This window comes from Actinoplanes sp. NPDC051405 (genome assembly GCF_055586185.1).
In genome coordinates, this window is the sequence record NZ_JBVJIR010000017.1 from 69925 (window position 1) to 92008 (window position 22084).

21 protein-coding genes are annotated in these 22084 nt (G+C 71.5%); 14 read left to right on the top strand and 7 right to left on the bottom strand.

The annotated features are described in order from the left end of the window. Positions 1 to 164: 164 nt before the first annotated feature. Positions 165 to 737, bottom strand: a complete 573-nt coding sequence (locus ACZ6S4_RS32110) for a hypothetical protein (protein ID WP_465478499.1) — start codon at positions 735 to 737, stop codon at positions 165 to 167. After that, complete coding sequence (locus ACZ6S4_RS32115; RefSeq protein WP_465478500.1) at positions 730 to 4749, bottom strand: phage tail protein; 4020 nt, start codon at positions 4747 to 4749, stop codon at positions 730 to 732. Before ACZ6S4_RS32115 ends, ACZ6S4_RS32110 begins: the two co-directional genes overlap by 8 nt. A 213-nt stretch (positions 4750 to 4962) precedes the next feature. Here ACZ6S4_RS32115 and ACZ6S4_RS32120 point away from each other — a divergent pair, with 213 nt between their 5' ends. Further along, a complete protein-coding gene (locus tag ACZ6S4_RS32120; protein WP_465478501.1) occupies positions 4963 to 5373 on the top strand; it encodes a YbaB/EbfC family nucleoid-associated protein in 411 nt (136 codons plus the stop codon). A gap of 342 nt (positions 5374 to 5715) precedes the next feature. On the opposite strand, the gene ACZ6S4_RS32125 is transcribed toward ACZ6S4_RS32120, so the two are convergent. Then, a complete protein-coding gene (locus ACZ6S4_RS32125) occupies positions 5716 to 6315 on the bottom strand; it encodes a hypothetical protein (protein ID WP_465478502.1) in 600 nt (199 codons plus the stop codon). On the opposite strand from ACZ6S4_RS32125, the gene ACZ6S4_RS32130 reads away from it, so the two are divergent. Further along, positions 6314 to 6553 (top strand): hypothetical protein, encoded by a 240-nt coding sequence (locus ACZ6S4_RS32130; RefSeq protein WP_465478503.1) that lies wholly within the window; start codon positions 6314 to 6316, stop codon positions 6551 to 6553. The genes ACZ6S4_RS32125 and ACZ6S4_RS32130 overlap by 2 nt on opposite strands. Next, positions 6550 to 7119: a hypothetical protein gene (locus ACZ6S4_RS32135; RefSeq protein WP_465478504.1), complete on the top strand. Its 570-nt coding sequence runs from the start codon at positions 6550 to 6552 to the stop codon at positions 7117 to 7119. The genes ACZ6S4_RS32130 and ACZ6S4_RS32135 overlap by 4 nt, the downstream gene beginning before the upstream one ends. 7 nt (positions 7120 to 7126) lie before the next feature. Here the strand turns inward: ACZ6S4_RS32135 and ACZ6S4_RS32140 are convergent, their stop codons facing one another. Continuing rightward, entirely contained in the window at positions 7127 to 8272 is a 1146-nt protein-coding gene (locus ACZ6S4_RS32140; protein ID WP_465478505.1) for an acyl-CoA dehydrogenase family protein, read from the bottom strand. Between the two features lie 79 nt (positions 8273 to 8351). On the opposite strand from ACZ6S4_RS32140, the gene ACZ6S4_RS32145 reads away from it, so the two are divergent. The 5 genes from ACZ6S4_RS32145 (at position 8352) to ACZ6S4_RS32165 (ending at position 15688) form a co-directional block, all read left to right on the top strand. Then, complete coding sequence (locus tag ACZ6S4_RS32145; RefSeq protein ID WP_465478506.1) at positions 8352 to 10157, top strand: acyclic terpene utilization AtuA family protein; 1806 nt, start codon at positions 8352 to 8354, stop codon at positions 10155 to 10157. After that, a complete protein-coding gene (locus tag ACZ6S4_RS32150; protein WP_465478507.1) occupies positions 10154 to 11752 on the top strand; it encodes an acyl-CoA carboxylase subunit beta in 1599 nt (532 codons plus the stop codon). Before ACZ6S4_RS32145 ends, ACZ6S4_RS32150 begins: the two co-directional genes overlap by 4 nt. Before the next feature lie 7 nt (positions 11753 to 11759). Next, positions 11760 to 13703: an acetyl/propionyl/methylcrotonyl-CoA carboxylase subunit alpha gene (locus tag ACZ6S4_RS32155; RefSeq protein ID WP_465478508.1), complete on the top strand. Its 1944-nt coding sequence runs from the start codon at positions 11760 to 11762 to the stop codon at positions 13701 to 13703. Next, positions 13696 to 14307: a TetR/AcrR family transcriptional regulator gene (locus ACZ6S4_RS32160; protein ID WP_465478509.1), complete on the top strand. Its 612-nt coding sequence runs from the start codon at positions 13696 to 13698 to the stop codon at positions 14305 to 14307. The genes ACZ6S4_RS32155 and ACZ6S4_RS32160 overlap by 8 nt, the downstream gene beginning before the upstream one ends. A 64-nt stretch (positions 14308 to 14371) precedes the next feature. Then, on the top strand, positions 14372 to 15688 hold the full coding sequence (locus tag ACZ6S4_RS32165) for an SGNH/GDSL hydrolase family protein (RefSeq protein ID WP_465478510.1): 1317 nt from the start codon (positions 14372 to 14374) through the stop codon (positions 15686 to 15688). A gap of 87 nt (positions 15689 to 15775) precedes the next feature. Here ACZ6S4_RS32165 and ACZ6S4_RS32170 read toward each other — a convergent pair whose 3' ends face one another. The 3 genes from ACZ6S4_RS32170 to ACZ6S4_RS32180 form a co-directional block, all read right to left on the bottom strand. Further along, positions 15776 to 16411, bottom strand: a complete 636-nt coding sequence (locus tag ACZ6S4_RS32170; protein WP_465478511.1) for a CG0192-related protein — start codon at positions 16409 to 16411, stop codon at positions 15776 to 15778. Between the two features lie 24 nt (positions 16412 to 16435). Continuing rightward, positions 16436 to 17773, bottom strand: coding sequence for an FAD-dependent oxidoreductase (locus tag ACZ6S4_RS32175; protein ID WP_465478512.1), 1338 nt, complete (start codon positions 17771 to 17773; stop codon positions 16436 to 16438). Positions 17774 to 17917: 144 nt separating this feature from the next. Continuing rightward, the gene (locus ACZ6S4_RS32180; protein ID WP_465478513.1) at positions 17918 to 18874 is read right to left on the bottom strand and encodes a cation diffusion facilitator family transporter; all 957 of its coding nucleotides are present in this window, start codon (positions 18872 to 18874) and stop codon (positions 17918 to 17920) included. 105 nt (positions 18875 to 18979) lie between these two features. Here ACZ6S4_RS32180 and ACZ6S4_RS32185 point away from each other — a divergent pair, with 105 nt between their 5' ends. The 6 genes from ACZ6S4_RS32185 (at position 18980) to ACZ6S4_RS32210 (ending at position 21940) form a co-directional block, all read left to right on the top strand. After that, complete coding sequence (locus tag ACZ6S4_RS32185) at positions 18980 to 19315, top strand: ArsR/SmtB family transcription factor (protein ID WP_465478514.1); 336 nt, start codon at positions 18980 to 18982, stop codon at positions 19313 to 19315. Positions 19316 to 19743: 428 nt separating this feature from the next. Further along, positions 19744 to 20088 (top strand): hypothetical protein, encoded by a 345-nt coding sequence (locus ACZ6S4_RS32190; RefSeq protein ID WP_465478515.1) that lies wholly within the window; start codon positions 19744 to 19746, stop codon positions 20086 to 20088. Next, the gene (locus ACZ6S4_RS32195; protein ID WP_465478516.1) at positions 20085 to 20531 is read left to right on the top strand and encodes a MerR family transcriptional regulator; all 447 of its coding nucleotides are present in this window, start codon (positions 20085 to 20087) and stop codon (positions 20529 to 20531) included. The genes ACZ6S4_RS32190 and ACZ6S4_RS32195 overlap by 4 nt, the downstream gene beginning before the upstream one ends. Further along, complete coding sequence (locus ACZ6S4_RS32200; RefSeq protein ID WP_465478517.1) at positions 20515 to 20817, top strand: hypothetical protein; 303 nt, start codon at positions 20515 to 20517, stop codon at positions 20815 to 20817. The genes ACZ6S4_RS32195 and ACZ6S4_RS32200 overlap by 17 nt, the downstream gene beginning before the upstream one ends. 37 nt (positions 20818 to 20854) lie before the next feature. Next, positions 20855 to 21190 (top strand): YnfA family protein, encoded by a 336-nt coding sequence (locus ACZ6S4_RS32205; protein ID WP_465478518.1) that lies wholly within the window; start codon positions 20855 to 20857, stop codon positions 21188 to 21190. Between the two features lie 30 nt (positions 21191 to 21220). Beyond that, positions 21221 to 21940 (top strand): sulfite exporter TauE/SafE family protein, encoded by a 720-nt coding sequence (locus ACZ6S4_RS32210; RefSeq protein WP_465478519.1) that lies wholly within the window; start codon positions 21221 to 21223, stop codon positions 21938 to 21940. Positions 21941 to 22084: the final 144 nt, after the last annotated feature.

The window sequence follows — 22084 nt, forward strand, 5'->3', positions numbered from 1 at the left end:
GATCACCGCCTCGGTGGGCGGACCCCGGAGCGGTCGGTCCCCCGCAACAGTCTGCACCGGCGGGGCCGTTACCTCCGGGTACAAATTGACACCGGTCAGGAACACGACACCAGAGGTCGGGGCCGACAGCGAGCACGAAGCCCAGACGATGGAGGTACGGCAACTCACCACTCATCCGGCTTGAATTCTCGGATCAGCACGGCGCCACCAGGCACGCGAACGACGTCCCTCGCACTCACCGGCGATTCTTGCCGCAACGTCTCCTCGTCGCTCGCCGTGACGTAGAGCAGCCAGACATGCTCCCGCGTCAAAGACGCGATGTCACCGCCCAAGACCCGATCTTCCAATTCGGACAAATATGCGACCGGGTCGCTCCATGCATACGAAGAAAGCAGTCCGGTAAGCGGGGATATTGATTGGCAGGCAGTTATGAAGACCGCAGCCAATGCGTCCATGTCCTGTGAAGAACCGCCCCCGCTTCCTTGCGACAAGCGCTCGCGAAATTCGTCTTGTCGAAAGGTAATGAGGAGCACGTCATAGTACGAAAGCGGGACGAGGCCCGCCTCACATTCCAGACCTCCCCACCTGCCGAGGACACGCGGCGCCTCGGGCGGCCACCATCCAGGACTACGCACGACCTCGACGCCGGCACGGAGCGCAGCGGCCGGGAGATCCAAGGGCGACAAACGGACCGCCTGTGACAGGAAGAACGCCGCAAACAACCGCTGTTCAGCCACCGTTGGCCCCCGATCCGTCAGTGGTGCCCGGTTTCAGCGCCGCACCCGGTGGGGCGGCGACTCGGTCTCCCTCTACTGCAATTGTCAAGTTCTCGAGGGCTTCCGCTACCTCAACGGTAACGCCTCGCCGGAACCAGTACACGAGCTTCGGTCGTCCACCCATGGAATACGCGGGGTCTCCAATAATGTCCAGCTGCTTCATCGCCTGCGGTCGCAAGTGGTGTGTCCAGTTGTACGAACCCAGACCGAACAACTCATAGTCTTTCGCGTCCTTCCAAGTTCGGCCTCCGTCGGCTACTACGTCAACGTCCGACTTCGCACCGCCGCCCGATACCGGCATCGCCACCTCAACCACATCCCTCGACCGCTCGGCGAGCTCAATCTCGGCATCGATACCGCGGACCGCCTTCGCGTGCTGACCGATGCGGTCGGCGGTGGTCGGGCTGGCGCCGGTCTTCTCCTTGCCCAGCGGGGTTCGCTCATCCTTCAGCCTGCTGAGCCAGCGCTGAGTTCCCTTGACGGTCGGATGCGTGGAGGCATATGCGCCGGCCCGCGCCTCCACGACCGTGATCGTCGCCAGGAGAGCATCAATCGCGGCTGCAAGCTCGGTGCTGGGCGGCGTACCGCCCGCCTTGGCTCGATACTCGGACGCCAATAGATCATCAAGCGTCTTGGCGGGGTTCATGCGGGCGGATGCCGAGATCTTGGCCGCAATCGCCTTTTCGAAACGAGCCATGTCCGGCGATCGGCTTCTCAACACTTCAAACTGCTTTTTCGCATCCTCAGTGGTCAGGCTGGCCAACGCGGACTTGAGTGGATCTGTGAGATCCTCCGCGGCGCCCGCCGCACTGATCTTGGTGTCCTCCGGGTTGATCACGCCGTGGATCGCCCAGCGGTCCCCACGCCGCAGCGGCTCCAACACGGTGAGCCCGAAGCGAACGCGGAGACCTGCGAGCACCGGCCGCAGCAGCGCCGCACCCACGGTTCGTCCTTGGAAACGGTCCATCGCGGCAACGCCGGCGGCGAGGCCTCTGTCCAGCCGCTGTCGCTTTCCGGCCGGACTGTCGTCACCGCCCTGAACAGCAGTTCGGGCCTTCGCCACGCCGGCATCAATCTTCCCCCGAGCCCATGCCTTGCCGGCCGCGACCTTGGCCTTCACCTTCCCGCTTATTCCGGCCATCCCCCGGATCACCGGCCCCGCCAGCTTCAGCCCCGTCTTGATCACGAAGTCCAGCGCCTGGTTCACCGGCTTCTGCAGCGTCTCCACGATCGACCGGATCTTCTGCCCGATCCCACCCAGCCCGATCACACTCGCCAGGAACCCGATGATGATCGGCAGCATCTGCCCCAGCACATCGTTGATCTTGTTGATGACCCCGCTGACATTGCCCCGCACGATGTCCGCGACCGAGTCCAGGATCGTGTCCACGAAGCGGGCGATCCGCCCGGCATTCGTCACGAAGAACATCACCACGTCGTAGATCAGCTTGCAGGCCTTGATGAACGCCGCCGCCGGGTTGAGCAGGCCGATCAGCCACGTGATGCCGGCCGCGATGATTTTCTCCTCGACGAAGTCGCGGACCTTCTCGAGGATCATTTCCTTGATGTCGCCGAGCTTCTCCAGCAGCATCTCCCACAGCCCGCCGACGCCCTGGGCCGCCAGGATCTGGAAGATCGTCACGCCTTTCTCGACCGCCGCCATCGCCGGAGCACCGATCTGCTTGACGATCCGGTTGCGGATGTTGGCCCAGGTCAGGCCGAAGATCGAGGCCAGCAGCCGGATGATGCCCTTGACGTCGAACGTCTCCGGCAGCTCGACCCCGCCCTCGGCCAGCGCGCCGAACAGCCAGCCCATCAGGCCTTTGCGGAGGTGGTCGACGATGTTTTCCTTGAACCTGAGGATGCCGCCCTTCACCCCGGCGATCAGGTTGCCGAGGAAGCCGATCGGGTTCTTGATGATCTCGCCGACCACGCCGGCCGCCCGGGAGAGGACGTTCTTGAGCATCGCCACGAGTTCGCGGATCGTGTTGATGACCGCCTTGATCGCGCCGATCGCCTTGTCGACCAGGCCCTTGTTCTCCGCCTGCAACGCTTCGATGCGTTCGTCGAGGCCCTTGCGTGCGTCGACGTACTTCGTGGCCAGGGTGTCGACGACCGATTCCTGTTTGGCGTCGACGTCACTTTCCAGCTGGCTGAAGCGGTCGCCGATCTCCTTCGAGGCCTCGGCGCCGACCTTCTTCAGGTCGGTGGGCAGGCTCCGCACGTACGTGGTGATCTCGGTTTTGCCCCGCGCGATGCGCTGCTTCGCCGCGGTGAGCTCGCCGCCCACGATGCTCGCGACCCGGCCGATGACGCCGTCCATCCGTTGCAGGTAAAGCTCACGCCCGGCCCGGTAGAACTCGTCGACCTTCGCCGGCATCCCGAACAGCTTGTCCTTGGCCCAGCGGAAGCCGCCCAGCCAGCCGCCGTAGCGGTCCTTCTTGTACGCCGCCATCTTGGTCGCGACGAACGTCTCGAACGCCGCCCGGGCGCCGGCCTCACCCTGGTTGAACTCGGCCTCCACCTTCGCGTCGATGCCGTCGAGGATTTTTCGCACGTCGGCCTCGGTGGCGGCGAAGAGGCCCTGGATCTTCCCGGTGACCTCGGCCCGCTTGGCCTCGTCCTTGGACTTGGCCTTCCCCTTACCCGCGACCAGCGCCGCGAGCGCCGCCCCCTTGGCGCCTTGCATGCCGGCGACGCCCGCGGTGGTCTGCGCGGCGGCTTCCGTCCGGCTCTGGGGCAGCACCTGCTGTTCCTGCCGGCGGAACTCGGCCGGGGCGGTGTCGGCGTGCGCGGCGGCGGCCTGCTTGTCGGCGAGGGCCTGCTGAAATTCCGGCTCGTTGGACCGGGCCAGTTGAGGCTCGCTGACGTCGGCGCCGGCCAGTTCCTGATCGGCCTGGTGCTTGCCGGCGGCGAGGTTGACCTGCGCGGTCGGGGCCGTTTTCGGCACGGCCCCCGCAGCCGGGATCGCCACGACCTGCCCCGGCTGTTCCTCGGCCATCGGCGTGACCGGCTTGGGGATCGCCTTGGAGGTGTCCGGCGGTGCTGCCGTCGCGGCCTCGATGTCCTTGGCCTGGCCCTGTTTGCCCTGGGTCACCAGCCCCTTGATGTTGTCCTTGACCTCACCAGCCTTACCTGAACTGCGGTACTTGTCGGCCTCCTCCAGCGTCTTGGGCGACTTGGCCTCGATGGCCGCCTTCACCGCCGCGATGAAGGCCTGCTTGTCGAAGGTGCCGGCCGGCTGGGCGTCCATCGTGTCGACCTTGGCTGCCCGGGCCTGCCCGGTGACGTCGTCACTGGGCGCCAGCGCCGCGTCCTGGGCCTCCTTCGCCTTGGATGCCGCGGTCGGGTGGGCCCGCTTCTGGTGGGCGAAACCCTTGACGTTGCGGCGTACCTGGGCGAAGGCCGGATCGTCGTCAGGCCGCATCCCGGCCGGCGCGACCGGTGGCTGCAGAAGCTGATCCCCGGACAGAGCCGCGGGAGCCGTTGTCGGCGGAGCGCCGCCGGCGGCCGCGACCGGGCCGACGGGTGGAGCGCCGCCGCGAGTCCCACCGGGCTTGGGCACGACAGCCGCGGCCTTGCCGAGCGGACTGACGGCCGGCACCGGCTTGGGCGGCGGCACCGGCGCCTTCGGCGCGACCGAAGCCGGCCCGAAACCGGTCGTGGTCACCGCAAGCGCCGACGCAGGCGGCCGCGGCCCCTCGAGATCGACGGGTACGCCCACAGCCTTCGCCGCGCGCAGCCCCTTCTCCACCGTGTCGACCGCCGGTTCGTCGCGGCGCATCTCCTTCAGCGCGGCATCAACATCGGTCCGGGCCTGCTCGCCGGGCGACCGCAGCCGCGCCGCCAGCAGCGCACCGACCGCGGCGTTCCCCGCGGCCCGTTGCAGGGCGAGCACGGCCTGCCGACCGGCCACCGGCCGCCGGTGATCGCCGCCGGTCCGCTGCCGGCCGGCGGCGAGGGCGTCGCTCACCTGGGCCCGCGCACCCTCGGCCGCCTGACGTGCGCCCGTCATCCCCAGAGCGTCGCCGCACCGGCCGCCCGGCGCAGCATCCGGTCAGGCACCCGGGAGGGCATCTCTTCCTGCCCGATCGGGCGCCCGGGATCCGGCCCATGTGGGCGCTGCGTGACGGGGTTGCGGCGTCGCAGGCATCGACCTAGGGTTCGGCAGATCGGGGGCTATGTCATGAGAGATATCGATTCGGCCGAGGATTGGCTGGAGACCTGGGCGGCCGGCGTCGATGCGAACGCCGCGCGGGCCGTGGAGCTGTCGCGCCGGGTCGCCGCGCTGACCGGGGAGGCAACGAGCCGCGACGGGTCCATTTCCGTCGCCGTCGGGTCGGCCGGCCAGCTTGAACGCCTCGACATCGAGGACCGGCCGGGCCAGCTGACCGGTGCACAACTCAGCCGGGAGATCATGGGCCTGATCCGCCGCGCCCAGGCGCAGCTCTCCGCCCGCGTCGCCGCCCAGGTGGAGCAGACCGTCGGCGCCGACACCGAGACCGGCCGCGCGGTGATCCACTCGTACGCGGAGCGGTTCCCGGAGCCGCCGGACGGGCCTGGTGACGACGGCCCGCGGGACAGCCATGCCCGGTGAGGAAATCCAGTTCCCGGCTGATGCCGTACGCGGGCACGCCGGCAGCGTCGACGGGATCGCGGACGCCGTCCGGCAGGGCCGGTCGGCGGTGCACGAGGTCACCATGGACACACAGGCCTACGGGCCGACGAGGTCGCCGCACACGCCGCCACCTGGTCGAACGTCGCGGCCTTCACGGACCAGGCCCGCCAGCAGTACGCCGACCGCCTCCGCACCGAGGTGTCCGGCTGGTTCGGCGCCTCCGGTGACGCGTACCGCGCGCACGCCGGCATGCAGCTGCAGGTGCTGGAGGGGCTGGCCACGGCGGCCCAGGGCATCTCCTCCGCCGTGGAGGGCGCGGGCCTACTGGTCGCGCTGGTCCGGGGCATCGTCCGCGACCTGATCGCGGAGTTCATCGGTACGCTGGCCGCCCGCCTGCCGCAATGGCTCGCCGAGGCCGGGCTGACGCTGGGCATCGCCACGCCGGTGGTCATCGGCCAGGTCGCCACCCTCGTGGCCAAGTGGGTCAACCGGATCCAGCACTTCGTCCGGGGCCTGCTCAGCAGCCTGCGCCGGCTCGGCACCAAGCTGGACGACCTGGCCGGCATCTTCTCGGACCTGAGCGGCCGCAACCGGGCCCTGGCCCGCACCGACCCGGGCGAGTTCCGGCCCGACTTCCCCCGCGGCTCCGACTTCATCGACAACGGCGAGGGTTTCTCGGACCGGGCGGCCGACGCGTACCGGCGCATCCGCGACAGCGCGGACGACACGCCCCTCGCCGCGGCGAACACCGGCATCGACGAAGGGGTCGCTCGGCCCGAACCAGATCGAGCGCGGCTCCTTCACCCCGGGCGAGCGCATCACCGACCTCTGGGACCGCGCCACCCGGGGAACGCTCAGCCCGGACGACATGGCGGCCTTCCGGAACCTCGCCGCCCACGAGTACGTGGAGAACAGACTCATGGAAGCGGGCCTGCCCTACCGGTCGTCCCATCCGGATGCTTTCGATGCCGACGGCGACCGCATCATCAACCGCGACCACCCTGGCGCCCACGAGCTGGCGCCCAACGAATGGCGGCCCAACGCCCCCTTCGACCATTGGCGCCTGTTCGGCCTCGACGGCTCCGGCCTGCGGATGGCCGACGATCTGTCGAACCTCGATGACGTCGTCGACGCCGCTCTGCGAGGATTGGGACGATGACACCCGACGAAGCCGTGCAGGCCGTGGCTGCTCGCCTGAGCGCCGTCGACTGGGAACGCCACGGCGACAAGACCTGGTCGAAGGCCGCCCTGCTCAAGGAGTACTTCCGACGGGCGGCCCGGTGGGCGGCGGCCTACAACTGCGACACGAAGGTGCCGTTCTTCGACATCGCCCTGTGTGTCGATCCGAACGTGCGCGCTGATCCAGGCGTGGTCGACGAGCTGCTGGAGACGTTGAAGTCCAGCGGCTGGAACGTCCGGCAGGTGGCTCCGTTCATCCTGCACTGGGCCGCACTGAGTGCCACGCCGGGCTTCGCCTGTCCCCCGGGCCTGGAGGATCCGTTCGAGCCGCTGATCGGCATGTTCGAGCGCGACGGCGGCTTCCATACCGAGAACGGCGAGGTCAACCTCGAGTACAAGTCGGTCCGCCTGGCCGGCTGGCGCAACCGGGCCGGCGATCCCCCGATGACCGGTTTCACCGCCGAGGCCCTGGACGAGATCGACCGCGCCGGCTCGCTCGCCCAGTTCGGCTACGTCATCGGCTCGGACGGCCAGCCGGTCCCCTGACAGCCGCTCAGGCCGGCAGCCCGTCGAGCCGGGCCAGCACCTGCAACATCACCTCATCCGCCCCAGCCCCGATAGACGTCAGCCGCGTATCCCGGAACAGCCGAGCGGTCCAGTTGTCCTCCAGATACCCCATCCCCCCGTGGAACTGCAGGCACCAGTCCGCCACCTCCCGCACCAACCTCCCCGCCTTCAGCTTCGCCACCGTCGCCATCCGGGTGATGTCCTCGCCCGCCATCAGCGCCTCGCACGTCACCAGGTTGTGGCTGCGCAGCAGGTCCACCTCAGCCTGAAGCTCGGTCAGGCGGAACGCCACGTACTGCCGATCTGCCAGCGGACGCCCGAAGACCTGCCGGTCCAGGACGAAGCGGCGCGTACGGTCCAGCGCGTACTGGCAGCCACCGACCGTGGTGTACGCGGCGAACATCCGCTCGGTCACGAACTGCCGCATCTGCTGCTGGAAGCCCCGCCCCACCTCGCCGATCGTGTTGGTGACCGGTACGCGCACCTGGTCCAGCACCAGCTCCGCCGTGTCCGAGCAGCGATTGCCCAGCTTGTCGAACGTGCGGGCCACGCTGAAGCCCGGAAGATCCGTGGGCACGACGATCTGGGACATGCCCCGGTAGCCGCCCTCGTCCGAGGTGCGCGCCAGCAGGCAGAGCCAGTCGGCCTGGGCGCCGTTGGTGATGTAGGCCTTGCGGCCGGTGATGACCCAGTCGTCGCCGTCGCGGACCGCCCGGGTGCGCAGCTGGGCCACGTCGGAGCCGGTGTCCGGCTCGGTCACGGCGATCGACGTGACCGCGGTGCCGGCGATGGCCGGGGTGAGGTAATGCTCCTTCAGTTCAGGTGAACCGTAATCGTGCAGTGAGGGTGTCGCCATCATCGCCTGGACGCCGATGGCCATCCCGACCCCGGTGGCGTGCATCCGGCCGTACTCCTCGGCCGCGACCAGCTGGAAGCTCGCGTCGGCGCCCTCGCCGCCGTAGGCCTCGTCGTATTCGAGACCGAGCAGGCCGAGGGCCGCGGCCTTGGGCAGCAGGTCGTGCAGGGGCACCCGGCCGGCCGCCTCCCAGGCGTCGACGTGCGGGTTGACCTCGGTGTCGACGAACCGGCGGACGCTGTCCCGGAAGGCGCGGTGGTCCTCGTTGAGGCGCATGGGCCGACGCTAGCGAAGGGCACCCGGCAGAAACAAGCGCGCTTGCTTGTTTTTTGAACCTGTGCCAGGGTCGGTCGGCATGAGCCCCGAGATGCTGCGCGTCGGCAACTGTTCCGGGTTCTACGGCGACCGGCTCTCGGCCATGCGGGAGATGCTCGAGGGCGGCGAGCTCGACGTGCTCACCGGCGACTACCTGGCCGAGCTGACCATGCTGATCCTCGGCCGGGACCGCGCGCGAGACCCGGCGACCGGCTATGCCAAGACGTTCCTGGTGCAGCTGCGGGATTGCCTGCGGCTGACGCTGGAGCGCGGCGTGCGGATCGTCGCCAACGCGGGCGGCGTCAACCCGCCCGCCCTGGTCGCCGCGATCCGCGAGCTGGGGACGCCGGCCCGGGTCGCTCTGGTACGCGGTGACGACCTCACCCCCCGAGCCGATGAGCTGGGGCTGGGCACGCCGCTCGGCGCACACGCGTACCTCGGTGCTTTCGGCATCGCCCGGGCGCTCACCTGCGGTGCTGATGTCGTGGTGACCGGGCGGGTCACCGACGCCTCGCTGGCTGTCGGTCCCGCGATCGCCCACTTCGGCTGGGGGCGCGACGACCTCGACGCGCTGGCCGGGGCCACGGTCGCCGGTCACGTCATCGAGTGCGGCGCCCAGGCCACCGGCGGCAACTACGCGTTCTTCACCGAGCTCGACGACCCGCTGCGGCCCGGCTTCCCGATCGCCGAGCTGCACCCGGACGGTTCCAGCGTCATCACCAAGCACCCCGGCACCGGCGGGGCGGTCACCGTCGGCACGGTCACGGCCCAGCTGGTGTACGAAGTGGACGATGCGCGCTACGCCGGTCCGGACGTCACCACCCGCCTCGACACGGTGTCGCTGCGCCAGGCCGGTCCGGACCGGGTCGAGATCACCGGAGTACGCGGTGAGGCACCTCCACCTGACCTGAAGGTCTCGTGCACCACCGTCGGCGGCTACCGCAACGAGCTGACCGTCGTGCTGACCGGGCTGGACATCGAGGCCAAGGCGGCACTGTTCCGCCGCCAGTTCGAGGCCGCCCCGGGCACCGCACCGGCCGAGGTCACCTGGAGCCTGGCCCGGCTCGACACCGCCGACGCGGCCACCCAGCAGCAGGCGTCCGCCCTGCTCACCGTCGTCGCCCGGGACCCGGACGAGAGGGTGGCCGGTCGCGCGTTCAGCAAGGCCGCGGTCGAGCTGGCGCTCTCGTCGTACCCCGGCTTCTTCAGCACCACCCCGCCGGCCGGCGCCCAGCCCTACGGCGTCTTCACGGCGGGGTTTGTCCCCCAGGCCGTGCCGGCGCACGAGGTCGTCCGCCACGACGGCGCGGTGGAATCGATCGAGCCGCCGCCGGTCACCCAGGCGCTCCGGCCGCATGCCGGCGGACCGCAGGTCACCGCCATCGCAGGACCGGCCGGCCGCGCGCCGATCAAGCCGCCGGCACCCGGCAGCCCCGAGATCCGGGGTGCGCCCGACGAACCAGGAGCTGATCCCGGGCCCGGTGTCGGAGCTGGGCCGACCCGCCGGATGCCGCTGGGCACGCTGGCCGGGGCCCGCTCGGGCGACAAGGGTGGCAACGCCAACATCGGCCTCTGGGTGCGCGACGCCGACGCATACCCGTGGCTGGCCGCCCTGATCAGCGAGCAGACCATCCGGGAGCTGCTCCCCGAGACCGCCGCGCTGCCCGTCCGGATCACCCGCCTGCCCGGCATCCGGGCCGTCAACGTCGTCGTCGAGGGGCTCCTCGGCGCGGGCGTCGCCTACCACGCCCGCTTCGATCCGCAGGCCAAGGGCCTCGGCGAGTGGCTGCGGTCCCGGCACGTCGAGATCCCCGTAGCACTGCTGACCGATCGGGAGGAACTGTGACCGTCCTGCGGTCCACGCTCGAACCCGCCACCGACGAGGCCCTGGCCGCTCGGCAGGCGATGCTGGACGCGCTCGCCGAGATCACGGCCGAGACCGCCCGGGCGGTGGCCGGCGGCGGCGAGAAAGCGGAGGCCCGGCACCATGCCCGGGGGAAGATGACCGCCCGTGAGCGGATCGAGCTGCTGCTCGACGAGGACTCGCCGTTCCTGGAGCTGGCCGCGCTGGCCGGCTACGGCTCGTCGTTCACCGTCGGCGGCAGCGTCGTGGCCGGGATCGGCGTGGTCAGCGGGGTCGAGTGCCTGCTGATCGCCAACGATCCGACGGTCAAGGGCGGCGCCAGCAACCCGTGGTCGCTGCGCAAGACGCTGCGGATGCACGAGGTCGCCCTGCACAACCGGCTACCGGTGATCTCGCTGGTCGAGTCCGGGGGCGCCGACCTGCCCACCCAGAAGGAGGTCTTCGTCCCCGGCGGCGCGGTCTTCCGCAACCTCACCCGGCTGTCCGCGGCCGGCATCCCGACGATCGCGCTGGTCTTCGGCAACTCGACGGCCGGCGGCGCGTACCTGCCCGGGATGAGTGACCACGTGGTGCTGATCGAGCGGCGCTCGAAGGTCTTCCTGGCCGGTCCACCGCTGGTCAAGGCGGCCACCGGCGAGGAGTCCGACGACGAGTCGCTCGGCGGTGCCGAGATGCACGCGCGGCTGTCCGGCCTCGCCGACCACTTCGCGCGCGACGAGCAGGACGCCATCCGGATCGGACGGCGCATCGTCGCGCGGCTCAACTGGCGCAAGGCGGGCGGCCCGGTCACGGCCACCCCAAAACCCCCGCGGTACGCGGCCGAGGAGCTGCTGTCGATCGTGCCGCCCGGCCTCAAGGCGCCCTTCGACCCGCGCGAGGTCATCGCCCGGATCGTCGACGACAGCGACTTCGACGAGGTCAAGCCGCTGTACGGCAGCTCGCTGGTCACCGGCTGGGCGCAGCTGCACGGCTACCCGGTCGGCATCCTGGCCAACGCCCGCGGTGTGCTGTTCAGTGCCGAGGCGCAGAAGGCGGCCCAGTTCATCCAGCTCGCCAACCGCTCGCACACCCCGCTGCTGTTCCTGCACAACACGACCGGTTACATGGTCGGTGCGGAGTACGAGCAGGGCGGCATCATCAAGCACGGCGCCATGATGATCAACGCGGTGTCCAACTCGACCGTCCCGCACATCTCGCTGCTCATCGGCAACTCGTACGGCGCCGGCCACTACGGCATGTGCGGCCGCGCCTACGACCCCCGGTTCGTCTTCGCCTGGCCGAGCGCGCGGTCCGCGGTGATGGGCGCCCAGCAGCTCGCCGACGTGAGCACCATGGTGTCCCGGGCCTCCGCGCTGGCCCAGGGCCGGCCGTTCGACGAGGACGCCGCGCAGCTGATGCGGCAGGCGATCGAGCAGCAGATCACCGCGGAGGCGATGCCGATGGTGCTGTCCGGGCTGGTCTACGACGACGGGATCATCGACCCCCGCGACACCCGTGACGTGCTGGGCATCGCCCTGTCCGCCATCCACACCGCGCCGGTGTCGGGCACCGACGCCTTCGGCGTCTTCCGGATGTGAGAGCAGCATGACTTTCCACGCCGTTCTGGTCGCCAACCGCGGTGAGATCGCCCGGCGCATCTTCACCACCTGCCGGCGTCGTGGCCTGGCAACAGTCGCCGTCTTCTCCGATCCCGACGCGGACAGCCCGCACGTGCGGGAGGCGGACAGCGCCGTACGCCTGCCCGGCTCGACGCCGGCCGACACGTACCTGCACGGCGATCTCATCATCGCGGCGGCCCACCGGGCCGGCGCCGACGCGATCCACCCCGGCTACGGCTTCCTGGCCGAGAACGCCGGTTTCGCCCGCGCGGTGCAGGACGCCGGCCTGACCTGGATCGGCCCCGACCCGGCGGCGATCGAGGTGATGGGCTCCAAGATCGAGTCCAAGCGCCGGATGGCGGCGGCCGGCCTGAGCGTGCTCGACCTGCTCGAACCGGACGCCGTCACCGAGGCCGACCTGCCCGTACTGGTCAAGGCCTCGGCCGGCGGCGGTGGGCGCGGCATGCGGATCGTGCGCACCCTGGCCGAGCTGCCCGCGGCCGTCGCGTCCGCGGCCCGCGAGGCGGGCGCCGCGTTCGGCGATCCCACCGTCTTCTGCGAGCGGTACCTGGACGAGGGGCACCACATCGAGGTGCAGATCATGGCCGACGCCCACGGCACCGTCTGGGCGCTCGGCGAACGCGAGTGCTCCCTGCAACGCCGGCACCAGAAGGTGATCGAAGAGGCGCCCGCGCCGCTCGTCGAGCGGATCGGCGGCGACCTGCGCGAACGCCTGCTCGCCGCGGGCCGGCAGGCCGCGGCCGCGGTCGGCTACCGCGGCGCGGGCACGGTGGAGTTCATCGCCGCCGGCAACGGCGACTTCTGGTTCCTGGAGATGAACACCCGCCTGCAGGTCGAGCACCCGGTCACCGAGTGCGTCACCGGCACCGACCTGGTCGGCCTCCAACTCGACGTCGCGGCGGGCCGCCGGCTCAGCGGTGCGGAGCCGGCAATGACCGGCTACGCCGTCGAGGCCCGCCTGTACGCCGAGAGCCCCGCCGACGACTGGCGCCCCGAGACCGGCACCGTGGTCACCTTCGACGTCCCCGGCGTGACGGCCCGTTTCGAACGCGCGGGGCTGGACGGCCTCCGCCTCGACTCCGGGGTGGTGGACGGCAGCGTCGTCGGCACCCACTACGACGGCATGCTGGCGAAGGTCATCGCGTACGCGTCGACCCGGGAGGCCGCGGCCCGGCAGCTGGCCGCCGCCCTGCGCCGCTCGCGGGTGCACGGGGTGGCCACCAACCGTGACCTGCTGGTCGCGAGCCTGCTGCACCCGCAGTTCCTGGCCGGCACCGCCGGGACCGGCTTCTACACCGACCACCCGCCGGCCGAACTGACGGCCGGGACCGGGCTCGACCCGGCTCTCGGTGCCCTGGTCGCGGCGCTGTCCGACGCCGCGCTGGTGCCGCTGCCGGCGCGCGGTTTCCGCAACATCCCGGTCGGCTACCGCAGCCGCACCTACGCCGCCGGCGACGCCGAGATCCAGGTGCGGTACCGCTTCGGCCGCGACGGCCTGGAGGTGGCGGGCCGCGACGACGTCGCCCTGGTCGACGCCACCGCCGACGCCGTGGTGCTCGACCTCGACGGTGTCCGCCGCCGGTGGACGGTGGGCCGCTTCGCCGACCGCGTGGTCGTCGACGGGCCGCAGGGCTCGCTGGAGCTGCGCCGGGTGCCGCGCTTCACCGACCCGTCGGACCAGCTGCCGGCCGGTGCCCTGGTGGCGCCGATGCCCGGCACGGTGGTGCGCACGGACGTGCGGATCGGCGAAGCCGTCGTGGCCGGTCAGGCACTGATCTGGCTGGAGGCGATGAAGATGGAGCACGTGGTGCGTGCCCCGGCGGACGGCACGGTGACGGAGCTGCCGGTCCCCGTGGGCCGGCAGGTCAGCCAGGGCACGCCGCTGGCGGTGGTTGCCAAGGATGGCTGACGACTCGGCACCCAAACAGGACCGCTCCCGGGAGACGCGCCGGCGCCTGCTGGAGACGACCATCCGGAGCCTGGCGCGACATGGGTGGGAGGTCTCGACGGTGGCCTTCATCGCCGCCGAGGCAGGCATCAGCCGCGGGGCCGTCCAACACCACTTCCGGACCCGGGAGGCGCTGATCCTGGCCGCGCTGGAGGCCATGTTCGAGGAGCGGGCGGCCCTGCTCGACGCCCTGCCGGACCCCGGGGGCACGAGCCCGGACCGGGTGCACGCCGTGGTGACGGGCCTGGTCGACGCGATCGGCGGCGAGCTGTTCCGGGCCGCGCTACAGGTGTGGACAGTGGCCGCCGCCGACCCCGAGCTGCGGGCCGCGGTGGTCCCGCTGGAACGGCACTTCGCCCGGGGCGTCCACCGGCGGGCCGTACGGCTGTTGCGGGTCGACGACACCGACCCGGCCGTCCGCGGTCTCATCCAGGCCACCCTCGATCTGGCCCGGGGCCTGGCGCTGGCCGACGTGCTCACCGACGACTCCCGCCGCCGGGCCCGGGTGGTCCGGGCCTGGTCGGATCAGCTGGCCGCCGCGCTGGCGGCGAGTGCAAGAACTTGATGTTCGTCGATGTCTTGACACCTCCGCCGGGCTGAGCTGGGCTGGTCCGGAACGGAGGTCGACGATGACTGCATCCCTGCGACTCCGGCGCCTGTGCGCCGCCGCGCTCGCCACGTTCGGCGTCGCGACCCTCACCCTGACCGGCTCGGCCGTCGCGGCCGACCGGCCGGCCACCTGGACCGGCACCTGGAGCACGGCCGTGACCGGCGCGGCCACCCCGCCGATGCCGCAGACCGTGTTCGAGAACCAGACCTTGCGCCAGATCGTGCACACCAGCATCGCGGGCCGCTCCCTGCGGGTGCGGCTGTCCAACGAGTACGGCACCGAGCCGCTGGTGATCGGCGAGGCGCGGGTGGCCCGCAGTACCGGCGGCTCCCAGCTGCTGGCCGGCACCGACCGCAGGCTCACCTTCGGCGGGCGATCCTCGTTCAGCATCCCGCCCGGTGCCCCCGCGCTCAGCGATCCCGTGGCTCTGCCCGTACCGGCGCTCTCCGATCTTGTGGTGAGCATCCACCTGCCGCGGCGCACCGCCGCCGCGACCGTGCACGGCTCCGCGTTCCAGACCAACTACCTCGCCGCCGGCAACGTCACCCGCTCCCCCGCCCTGCCCGGCGCGACGACCATGACGTCCTGGCACTTCCTCTCCGGCGTCAGCGTCGCCACGGCGCCGCGGGCGGCCTCGGTCGTGGCGTTCGGCGACTCCATCACCGACGGTGCGATCACCACGGTCGACGCCAACCACCGCTGGCCCGACTTCCTGGCCCGCCGGTTGCAGGGGCAGGCCTCACTGCGGCACCTGGGCGTGCTCAACAAGGGCATCGGCGGCAACCGCCTGCTGTACGACGGCAACACGGTGGCCGGCACCCCGTTCTCCGGGATCGGGCCGCTCTTCGGCGACAGCGCGCTGAGCCGCTTCGACCGCGACGTGCTGGCCCAGCCGGGCGCCCGCGCGGTGATCGTGTTGCTCGGCATCAACGACATCGGCCAGCCGACCTCGCTGGCCCCGCCGTCCGAGGCGGTGACTGTCGACGAGTTGATCGCCGGCTATCGGCAGCTGATCGCCCGGGCCCACGAACGCGGCCTGCGGATCATCGGCGCCACCCTGACGCCGTTCCAGGACACCACGATCACCGGCTACTACAGCGAGGAGAACGAGGCCAAGCGGGCCGCGGTCAACCGGTGGATCCGGACCAGCGGCGAGTACGACGGCGTGATCGACTTCGACCGGGCGGTCCGGGATCCGGCGCAGCCGCTGCGTATCCTTCCGCGCTACGACAGCGGCGACCACCTGCACCCGAACGACGCCGGGATGCAGGCCATGGCGGACGCGATCCCGCTGCGACTGCTCCAGGTGACCGGCGACCGGGCGGCGGCTCGGTAACCCGCCGTCCGTCACCGCGCCGGGGTGGCGGCCCAGTGACGGCTGAATTGTCACTGGGCCGGATCGCGGCTCAGTGACCGCGGTCGGTCACTGCGGCGGGGTGGCGTAGGCCAACGGCACGGGCAGCGGCTCGTCGCCCCACATGCCGGTCAGCACCGGGCCGGTGACCCGCTGGCTGGTGCCGAGGCGGCGCAGCACGGCCAGCTCCACGTCGTCCGTCACGATCACCGTCGGGTCCTCGTCGACGACCCGGTGCACGGCGCCGACGGCCGGGACCGCGGCGTCCCCGGTCCCGCTGCCGCTGACGGTCATGGCCGGCGCGCGGGTCTCGCGCCGGCCGTCGACCTCGAAGTACTCCTCCGCCTGGGTGCCGCCGGCGTGGATCACCCGGGCCAGCACCGCGGCGTAGACCGGGTCGGCACAGGCGTCATAGACCCAGCGGCGGCCCAGGGCCGAGTGCTCGGTCGTGCCGATCAGCCACTCCTCGGCGCCGTCCAGGGGTGCGTCGCGATAGGTGAGCGGAACCTGCAGGACCGGGCCGTCACCGGCGCGGACCAGCATCGTCTCCAGGCCGACCGCGCCGGCCGGGTCGTCGAAGCGGAAGGCCGAGACCCGGGTCACCTCGGCCTCCGGCGGGCCGGCGAACCACGGGCGGCCGGGCAGCCAGCCCGCCAGCAGCTCAAGCTTGGTCGGGGTAAGTTCCGCGCGGTGCAGCAAAGCCATCCGCTGAATCTAGAGGATGGGCGATCAGGCCGCAGAGCTGCCCGCCGCCTTCCGGTCACGACGGGCGGCACGGAGGACCTTGGCGACCATGGCCGGTCTCAGCAGCGCGGACCCGGGCGCGAGCAGGTGCTGCACCCGTACGACCTGCCGGATGACCTCCGGCGAGACGTGGCCGGCCCGGAAGATCTGCCGCTGGTACCAGTGCGTCAGGGCCAGCCCGCGCGGCTTGGGACCCTGCGTGCCGGGATAGGCGAAGTCGGTCGTGGCGGCCATCTCCCAGGCGACGGCGATCGGCTTGGCGCTGCGGCGGTAGAAGTCACGCGCCATCGCTGCCCCTGGACCGCGGTGCCGATCGAGACACTCCGCCAGCGTGACGGCTTCCAGCGCGGCGACCGTCATGCCGTGCCCGTACACGGGATTGAAGCTGCACAGCGCGTCGCCCATGGCCACGTACCCCGCCGGGATCCGGCGTAGCCGTTCGAAGTGCCGGCGCCGGCTCGTCGGATAGGTGTAGGCGACCGGGTCGGTCAGCGGCTCCCCGGTACGCAGCAGCTCGGCGATGGTGCCGTCCGGCAGGCTCTCGGCGAAGCGCTGGTAGCCCTCGGGATCGGTGGGTGCCTGCTCGCCGTGGAAGCCGCCGAGGGTGACGAGCCACCGGTCGCCCTCGACGGAGAACGCGGCGCCATAGCGCTGGTGCTGCGGCGGGCTCTCGGCGAGCACGATCATCCCGGGTCCCGGCAGACACTTCGGCCGGCCGCTGACCAGGCGGGTCGTGTAGTGCACGCGTACGGTGATCACCGACTCCGGCGGGCTCGGAAAGCCGAGGTCGTGCAGCCAGCGGTCGGAGCGGCTGCCGCGCCCGCTGGCATCGACCACCAGCTCGGCCGGGAGCTCCCGGCCGTCGGCCAGGGTCACGCCGGTGACCCGCTCGCCGGTCCGGCCGGTCAGCCCGGCCACCGCGGTCTGGTCGAGAACGCTCACCTGGGGCAACGCCCGCACCCGCCGCCGCACACAGCTCTCCAACAGCGGCCGGCTCATGGCGAGCATCGTGACGCCGCTGTCGGCCCGCACCCGGTAGCCGTCGAGCTGCCAGACGTGCGCGTCGCGGGCCACGTCGATCCACCGGGCGCCGAGCGCGAGCAGCTCGTCGGTCAGCCCGGGGAAGAGCTGCTCCAGGGCGTCGCGGCCGACCGCGAGCAGGGCGTGCGGGTGGGCACTCTGCGGCACGCCGCGGCGGCTGTCCGGCCCGGGCGGCAACCGGTCCCGATCGACGACCGCCACCCGGTCGAACCGGTCGGCCAGCACCCGCGCGGCCGACAGACCGGCCATGCCGGCCCCGATGACCACGGCATCGTCACCCATCTCTCGATGGTGGCACTTCAGAAGGTCGAGCCCTATCCGGAATCTGTCAGGGCGCGGAAAGACGGTCGCGACGGTGGTGGGACAGGTCGGTGTGGTGGCTGTCGCCCGGGTGGCTGGCCGGGTCCACGTGCACGGTCGCGCCGGTCAGACGCGGCACCTGGTGGTCAGCTGATGCTCAGCGTCCGCCGCGATCTCATGCGCGGCCAGCAGGCTCAGATCAGCATCCACCACCACGGCCGCCTCGGCGTGCATCCGGTGCCCGATCCAGCGCAGCCGCAGCCCGGACACGTCGCGGATGCCCGGAACCGCCCGCAGCGATTCCTCGGCCCGGTCGACCAGCTCCGGATCCACCCGGTCCATCAGCCGCCGGTACACCTCCCGCGCGGCGTCCTTGAGCACGAACGCGATCGCCGCCGTGATCGCCAGCCCGACGGCCGGGTCGGCCCACTGCCAGCCGATCCAGGCGCCGGCCGCCGCGACGACAACCGCGAGCGAGGTGAACCCGTCGGTGCGAGCGTGCAGACCGTCGGCGACCAGCGCCGCCGAACCGATGCGCCGGCCGACACGGATGCGGTAGCGGGCGACGATCTCGTTGCCCACGAAGCCGATCACGCCGGCGGCCAGCACCCACGGCAGGTGCGTCATGGTCTGCGGGTGCAGCAACCGGTTGACCGCGGTCCAACCGGCGGCGATCGCCGAAGCGGCGATCACCAGCACGATGACAATGCCGGCGAGATCCTCGGCCCGGCCGAAACCATAGGTGTACGCCCGGGTCGCGGCCCGGCGGCCGAGCAAGAACGCGATACCCAGGGGTACGGCGGTCAGCGCGTCAGCGACGTTGTGCAGCGTGTCGCCGAGCAGCGCCACTGAGCCGGAAAACACGACGACACCTGCTTGCAGGGCCGCGGTGACCCCCAGCACGATCAGCGAGATCCACAGGGCGCGGAGTCCTTCACGCGACGACTCAAGGGCCGGGTCGACCTTGTCGGCGCTGTCGTGCGAGTGCGGGGTGATCTGGTGACGCAGGCGCTCCCACCAGCCGTCGTGGTGGCTGTGGCCGTGATCATGCTCGCGGTCGTGCTGGTGGTCGTGGTCGACCATCCGTACTCCCCTGCCGTTCTGGTGGGCGGTGCCTACCGCCGATAATATGTGCTCATGTACGCACGCGACAACGGTGCAACTGCCAGTGACCTGCAGGAACCACCCATGAGCGACGACGTGATCCAGGCGGCGACGGTCACTCTGGGAATGCTCGCCGACGGCACGAGACTGCGCCTGATGGCTGCTCTGGTCGACGCGGAAAGCGACGTGACTGCTTTGACGCGGCTGGTGGGTGCGGCGCGCCCGGCCGTGTCTCAGCATCTCGGCAAGCTGCGCCTCGCCGGGCTGGTCCGGGCCCGCCGCGACGGCCGCCGGTCGGTGTACGCGGTCACAGACCCGCACGTGCGCCGCCTGGTGATCGAGGCGCTGCGGATGGCGGAGCACCGGGTCACCGACCGCCCGCCCCACCACGCGAACCCACCCGTCCCCGCGCCGCGCTGACCCCGGTCAACCCACCACCCGAACGCCTCACTCCCGCATCGCGATCAGACCGCCCGACCCACCACGCGCGCAGCGCCGTCCCAGCGCCGCGATAAAGCCACACCGACCCACCACGCTCGCGACGCCCTTCCGCGGCGTAAGAAGCCACACCGACCCACCACGCTCGCAACGCCCTTCCCGCGCCGCGAGAAGCCGCACCGACCCACCACGCTCGCAGCGCCCGTCCCGCGCCGCTGAGACCGACCGGCCCACTACGCGTACGCCACAGTTCCCGCGTCCGGAGGAGACCGCCCAGCCCCACCACGGCAACACCCCTCCCCCGCCCCACGACGAGACCGCCCCGCCCACCACGCGACAACCCGTCCGGCGCCACGACAAGGCCCGGTCGACTTGCATCCGGTACCCAGGTACGGGTTTACCGTCGGACCATGACCGGAGAAGACCAGGTGTGGGTGCCCGAGGCGTGCACCCTGCCCACCGTCGACCAGCCGCTGCGGCTGGCCGAGTTCGACGACCTCTTCGCCACCGCGCTGCGTGATCAGCGGCGGCTGTCGCCCACCGTGCTGCGGTGGCGGCTCGACCCGGCCGCCGAGCCGGTGGCCCGCGACCTCACCGCCCGGGAGAGCTCGTGCTGCTCCTTCTTCACGTTCACCTTCGCCGCAACCGGTGAAGGTGAGCATGAAGCGGTGAACCTCGACATACAGGTGCCGCCCGCCCAGATCGCCGTGCTGGACGCGCTCGCCGGCCGGGCAGTCGCCGGGATGGCCGCATGAGCGGACTGCGCAGCAGTGCGGTCGCCGCGGCCGCGGGAGTGAATCTCCAGACGCTGCGCTACTACGAACGCCGGGGCCTGCTCGCCGAACCGGACCGCAGCCTGGGCGGGCACCGGATGTACCCGGCCGAGACGGTCACCGTCCTGCGGGTCATCAAGGCGGCGCAGCGGCTGGGCTTCACCCTCGACGAGATCGCCGACCTGCTGGAGACCGGCCGGCACCGGCACGGGCGGGGCGGCGCCGATGCCGGGCTGCAGTCCCGGGCGCAGGCCAAACTCGCCGAAGTGGAAGCCAAGATCAGCGACCTGCAGATCATCGCCGGCACGCTGCGGGCGGCCGTCGACGCCGGCTGCGACGACCTGGTGACCTGCGCCGGCCAGCCCTGCTGCCCGATCCCGTTCGCCACCATCGCGGTAGGAGCCCCGGATGCCGATCCCCGCTGACCCCGCCCGCCGACTCCCGCCCTCCGGCCTGGTTGCCCGTACCCGCCGGCTGCTGCCACCCGGCCTGACCGGCCTCGCCGCCCTCGCCTGCGCGGCCTGCTGCGCCCTCCCGCTGCTCCTGACCGCCGGAGTCCTCTCCGGCGCGACCTGGGCCGCGACCGTGTCCTGGATGCCAGGGATCGCCGCAGTACTCACCGCCCTGGCCGGCGCCGCCTGGTGGCGCACCACCCACAAGCGCCACCGCGCGAGTTGCGCCGGCGGCGCCTGTTCCTGCGCCACCCCGTGACCACTCCGACCGATCCGGTACGGATACCGTGGCCAAGGTGATCATCGCCCGTTCCTTGCTGCTCTTCGTCCTGGCGGCCCTCGCCGAGATCGGCGGCGCCTGGCTGATCTGGCAGGGCTGGCGCGAACACCGCGGCCTGTGGTGGATAGCCGCCGGCGTGATCGCACTCGGCGCGTACGGCTTCGTGGCCTGCCTACAGCCCGACGCCAACTTCGGCAGGATCCTGGCCGCCTACGGCGGCGTTTTCGTCGCCGGCTCGCTCGCCTGGGGCATGGTCGTGGACAAGTTCCGCCCGGACCGGTGGGACGTCATCGGCGCCAGCATCTGCCTGGTCGGCGTCGCCGTGATCATGTACGCCCCGCGCGGCTCCTGATCCGTACGCCGCGGCTACAGTCGGCAGCCGATGGAGACGTTGGCGCTGGCCGCCGCCGCGGCGTTCCTGCTGGCGTTGCTGTCCGCGGTGACCGGGTTCGGTGGTGGGGTGCTGCTGCTGCCGGTCTTCACTGCCTTGTTCGGGCTGCGGGTCGCGGTGCCGATGCTGACGCTAGCGCAGTTGTCGAGCAACGGCAGCCGGCTGTGGCTCAACCGCCGGGAGGTCCGGTGGCCGCTGGTGGGCTGGTTCGCCCTCGGCGCTGTGCCGTTCGCCGTGGGCGGTGCCGTCCTGTTGAGCCACGCCCCGCTGAGTCCGCTCAAGCGGGTGCTGGGAGCGTTCCTCATCGGGGTGGTGGCCTGGCGCCGGCTCCGCCCGCGCCCCGGCCGGCCCGGCGACCGGGCGTTCATCGGTGTCGGCGCCGCGTCGGGATTCGGTTCGGCGCTGCTGGGGTCGGTGGGCCCGCTGACGGCGCCGCTCTTTTTGGCGTACGGGTTGACGCGCGCGGCGTACATCGGCACCGAGGCCGCCGCCGCGCTCACCCTGCACCTGACCAAGACGGCCGCCTACGGCGCCGGTGATCTGCTCACCGGGCGGATCGTGCTCTACGGCGCCGCGCTGACGCCGGTCATCATGGCCGGCGCGTGGGCCGGCCGGAGGATCGTCGCCTCGATCAGCGACCGGGTGTTCGTCGCGCTGGTCGAGGCGGGCCTGGTCGTCGCCGGATTGCTCTTCCTGACCGGGCTCGCCTGAGCGGCTGCTCCGGCCCAACCGCATGGCCGGCAACCGGCACAGACCCGGGACGCGGAAGCCACACGAGCGCCCGACCGCGATGCCCGGCAAGCGGTAGAGACGCGGGATCCACGAGCCGCACGAGCGGCCGCCCACGATGGCCGG

Coding starts and splice junctions, on each gene's coding strand:
- ACZ6S4_RS32120 (WP_465478501.1), top strand. CDS start 4,963: ATGAGAGATATCGATTCGGCCGAGGATTGGCTGGAGACCTGGGCGGCC.
- ACZ6S4_RS32130 (WP_465478503.1), top strand. CDS start 6,314: ATGGAAGCGGGCCTGCCCTACCGGTCGTCCCATCCGGATGCTTTCGAT.
- ACZ6S4_RS32125 (WP_465478502.1), bottom strand. CDS start 6,315: ATGAGTCTGTTCTCCACGTACTCGTGGGCGGCGAGGTTCCGGAAGGCC.
- ACZ6S4_RS32135 (WP_465478504.1), top strand. CDS start 6,550: ATGACACCCGACGAAGCCGTGCAGGCCGTGGCTGCTCGCCTGAGCGCC.
- ACZ6S4_RS32140 (WP_465478505.1), bottom strand. CDS start 8,272: ATGCGCCTCAACGAGGACCACCGCGCCTTCCGGGACAGCGTCCGCCGG.
- ACZ6S4_RS32145 (WP_465478506.1), top strand. CDS start 8,352: ATGAGCCCCGAGATGCTGCGCGTCGGCAACTGTTCCGGGTTCTACGGC.
- ACZ6S4_RS32155 (WP_465478508.1), top strand. CDS start 11,760: ATGACTTTCCACGCCGTTCTGGTCGCCAACCGCGGTGAGATCGCCCGG.
- ACZ6S4_RS32160 (WP_465478509.1), top strand. CDS start 13,696: ATGGCTGACGACTCGGCACCCAAACAGGACCGCTCCCGGGAGACGCGC.
- ACZ6S4_RS32165 (WP_465478510.1), top strand. CDS start 14,372: ATGACTGCATCCCTGCGACTCCGGCGCCTGTGCGCCGCCGCGCTCGCC.
- ACZ6S4_RS32170 (WP_465478511.1), bottom strand. CDS start 16,411: ATGGCTTTGCTGCACCGCGCGGAACTTACCCCGACCAAGCTTGAGCTG.
- ACZ6S4_RS32175 (WP_465478512.1), bottom strand. CDS start 17,773: ATGGGTGACGATGCCGTGGTCATCGGGGCCGGCATGGCCGGTCTGTCG.
- ACZ6S4_RS32180 (WP_465478513.1), bottom strand. CDS start 18,874: ATGGTCGACCACGACCACCAGCACGACCGCGAGCATGATCACGGCCAC.
- ACZ6S4_RS32185 (WP_465478514.1), top strand. CDS start 18,980: ATGAGCGACGACGTGATCCAGGCGGCGACGGTCACTCTGGGAATGCTC.
- ACZ6S4_RS32190 (WP_465478515.1), top strand. CDS start 19,744: ATGACCGGAGAAGACCAGGTGTGGGTGCCCGAGGCGTGCACCCTGCCC.
- ACZ6S4_RS32195 (WP_465478516.1), top strand. CDS start 20,085: ATGAGCGGACTGCGCAGCAGTGCGGTCGCCGCGGCCGCGGGAGTGAAT.
- ACZ6S4_RS32200 (WP_465478517.1), top strand. CDS start 20,515: ATGCCGATCCCCGCTGACCCCGCCCGCCGACTCCCGCCCTCCGGCCTG.
- ACZ6S4_RS32210 (WP_465478519.1), top strand. CDS start 21,221: ATGGAGACGTTGGCGCTGGCCGCCGCCGCGGCGTTCCTGCTGGCGTTG.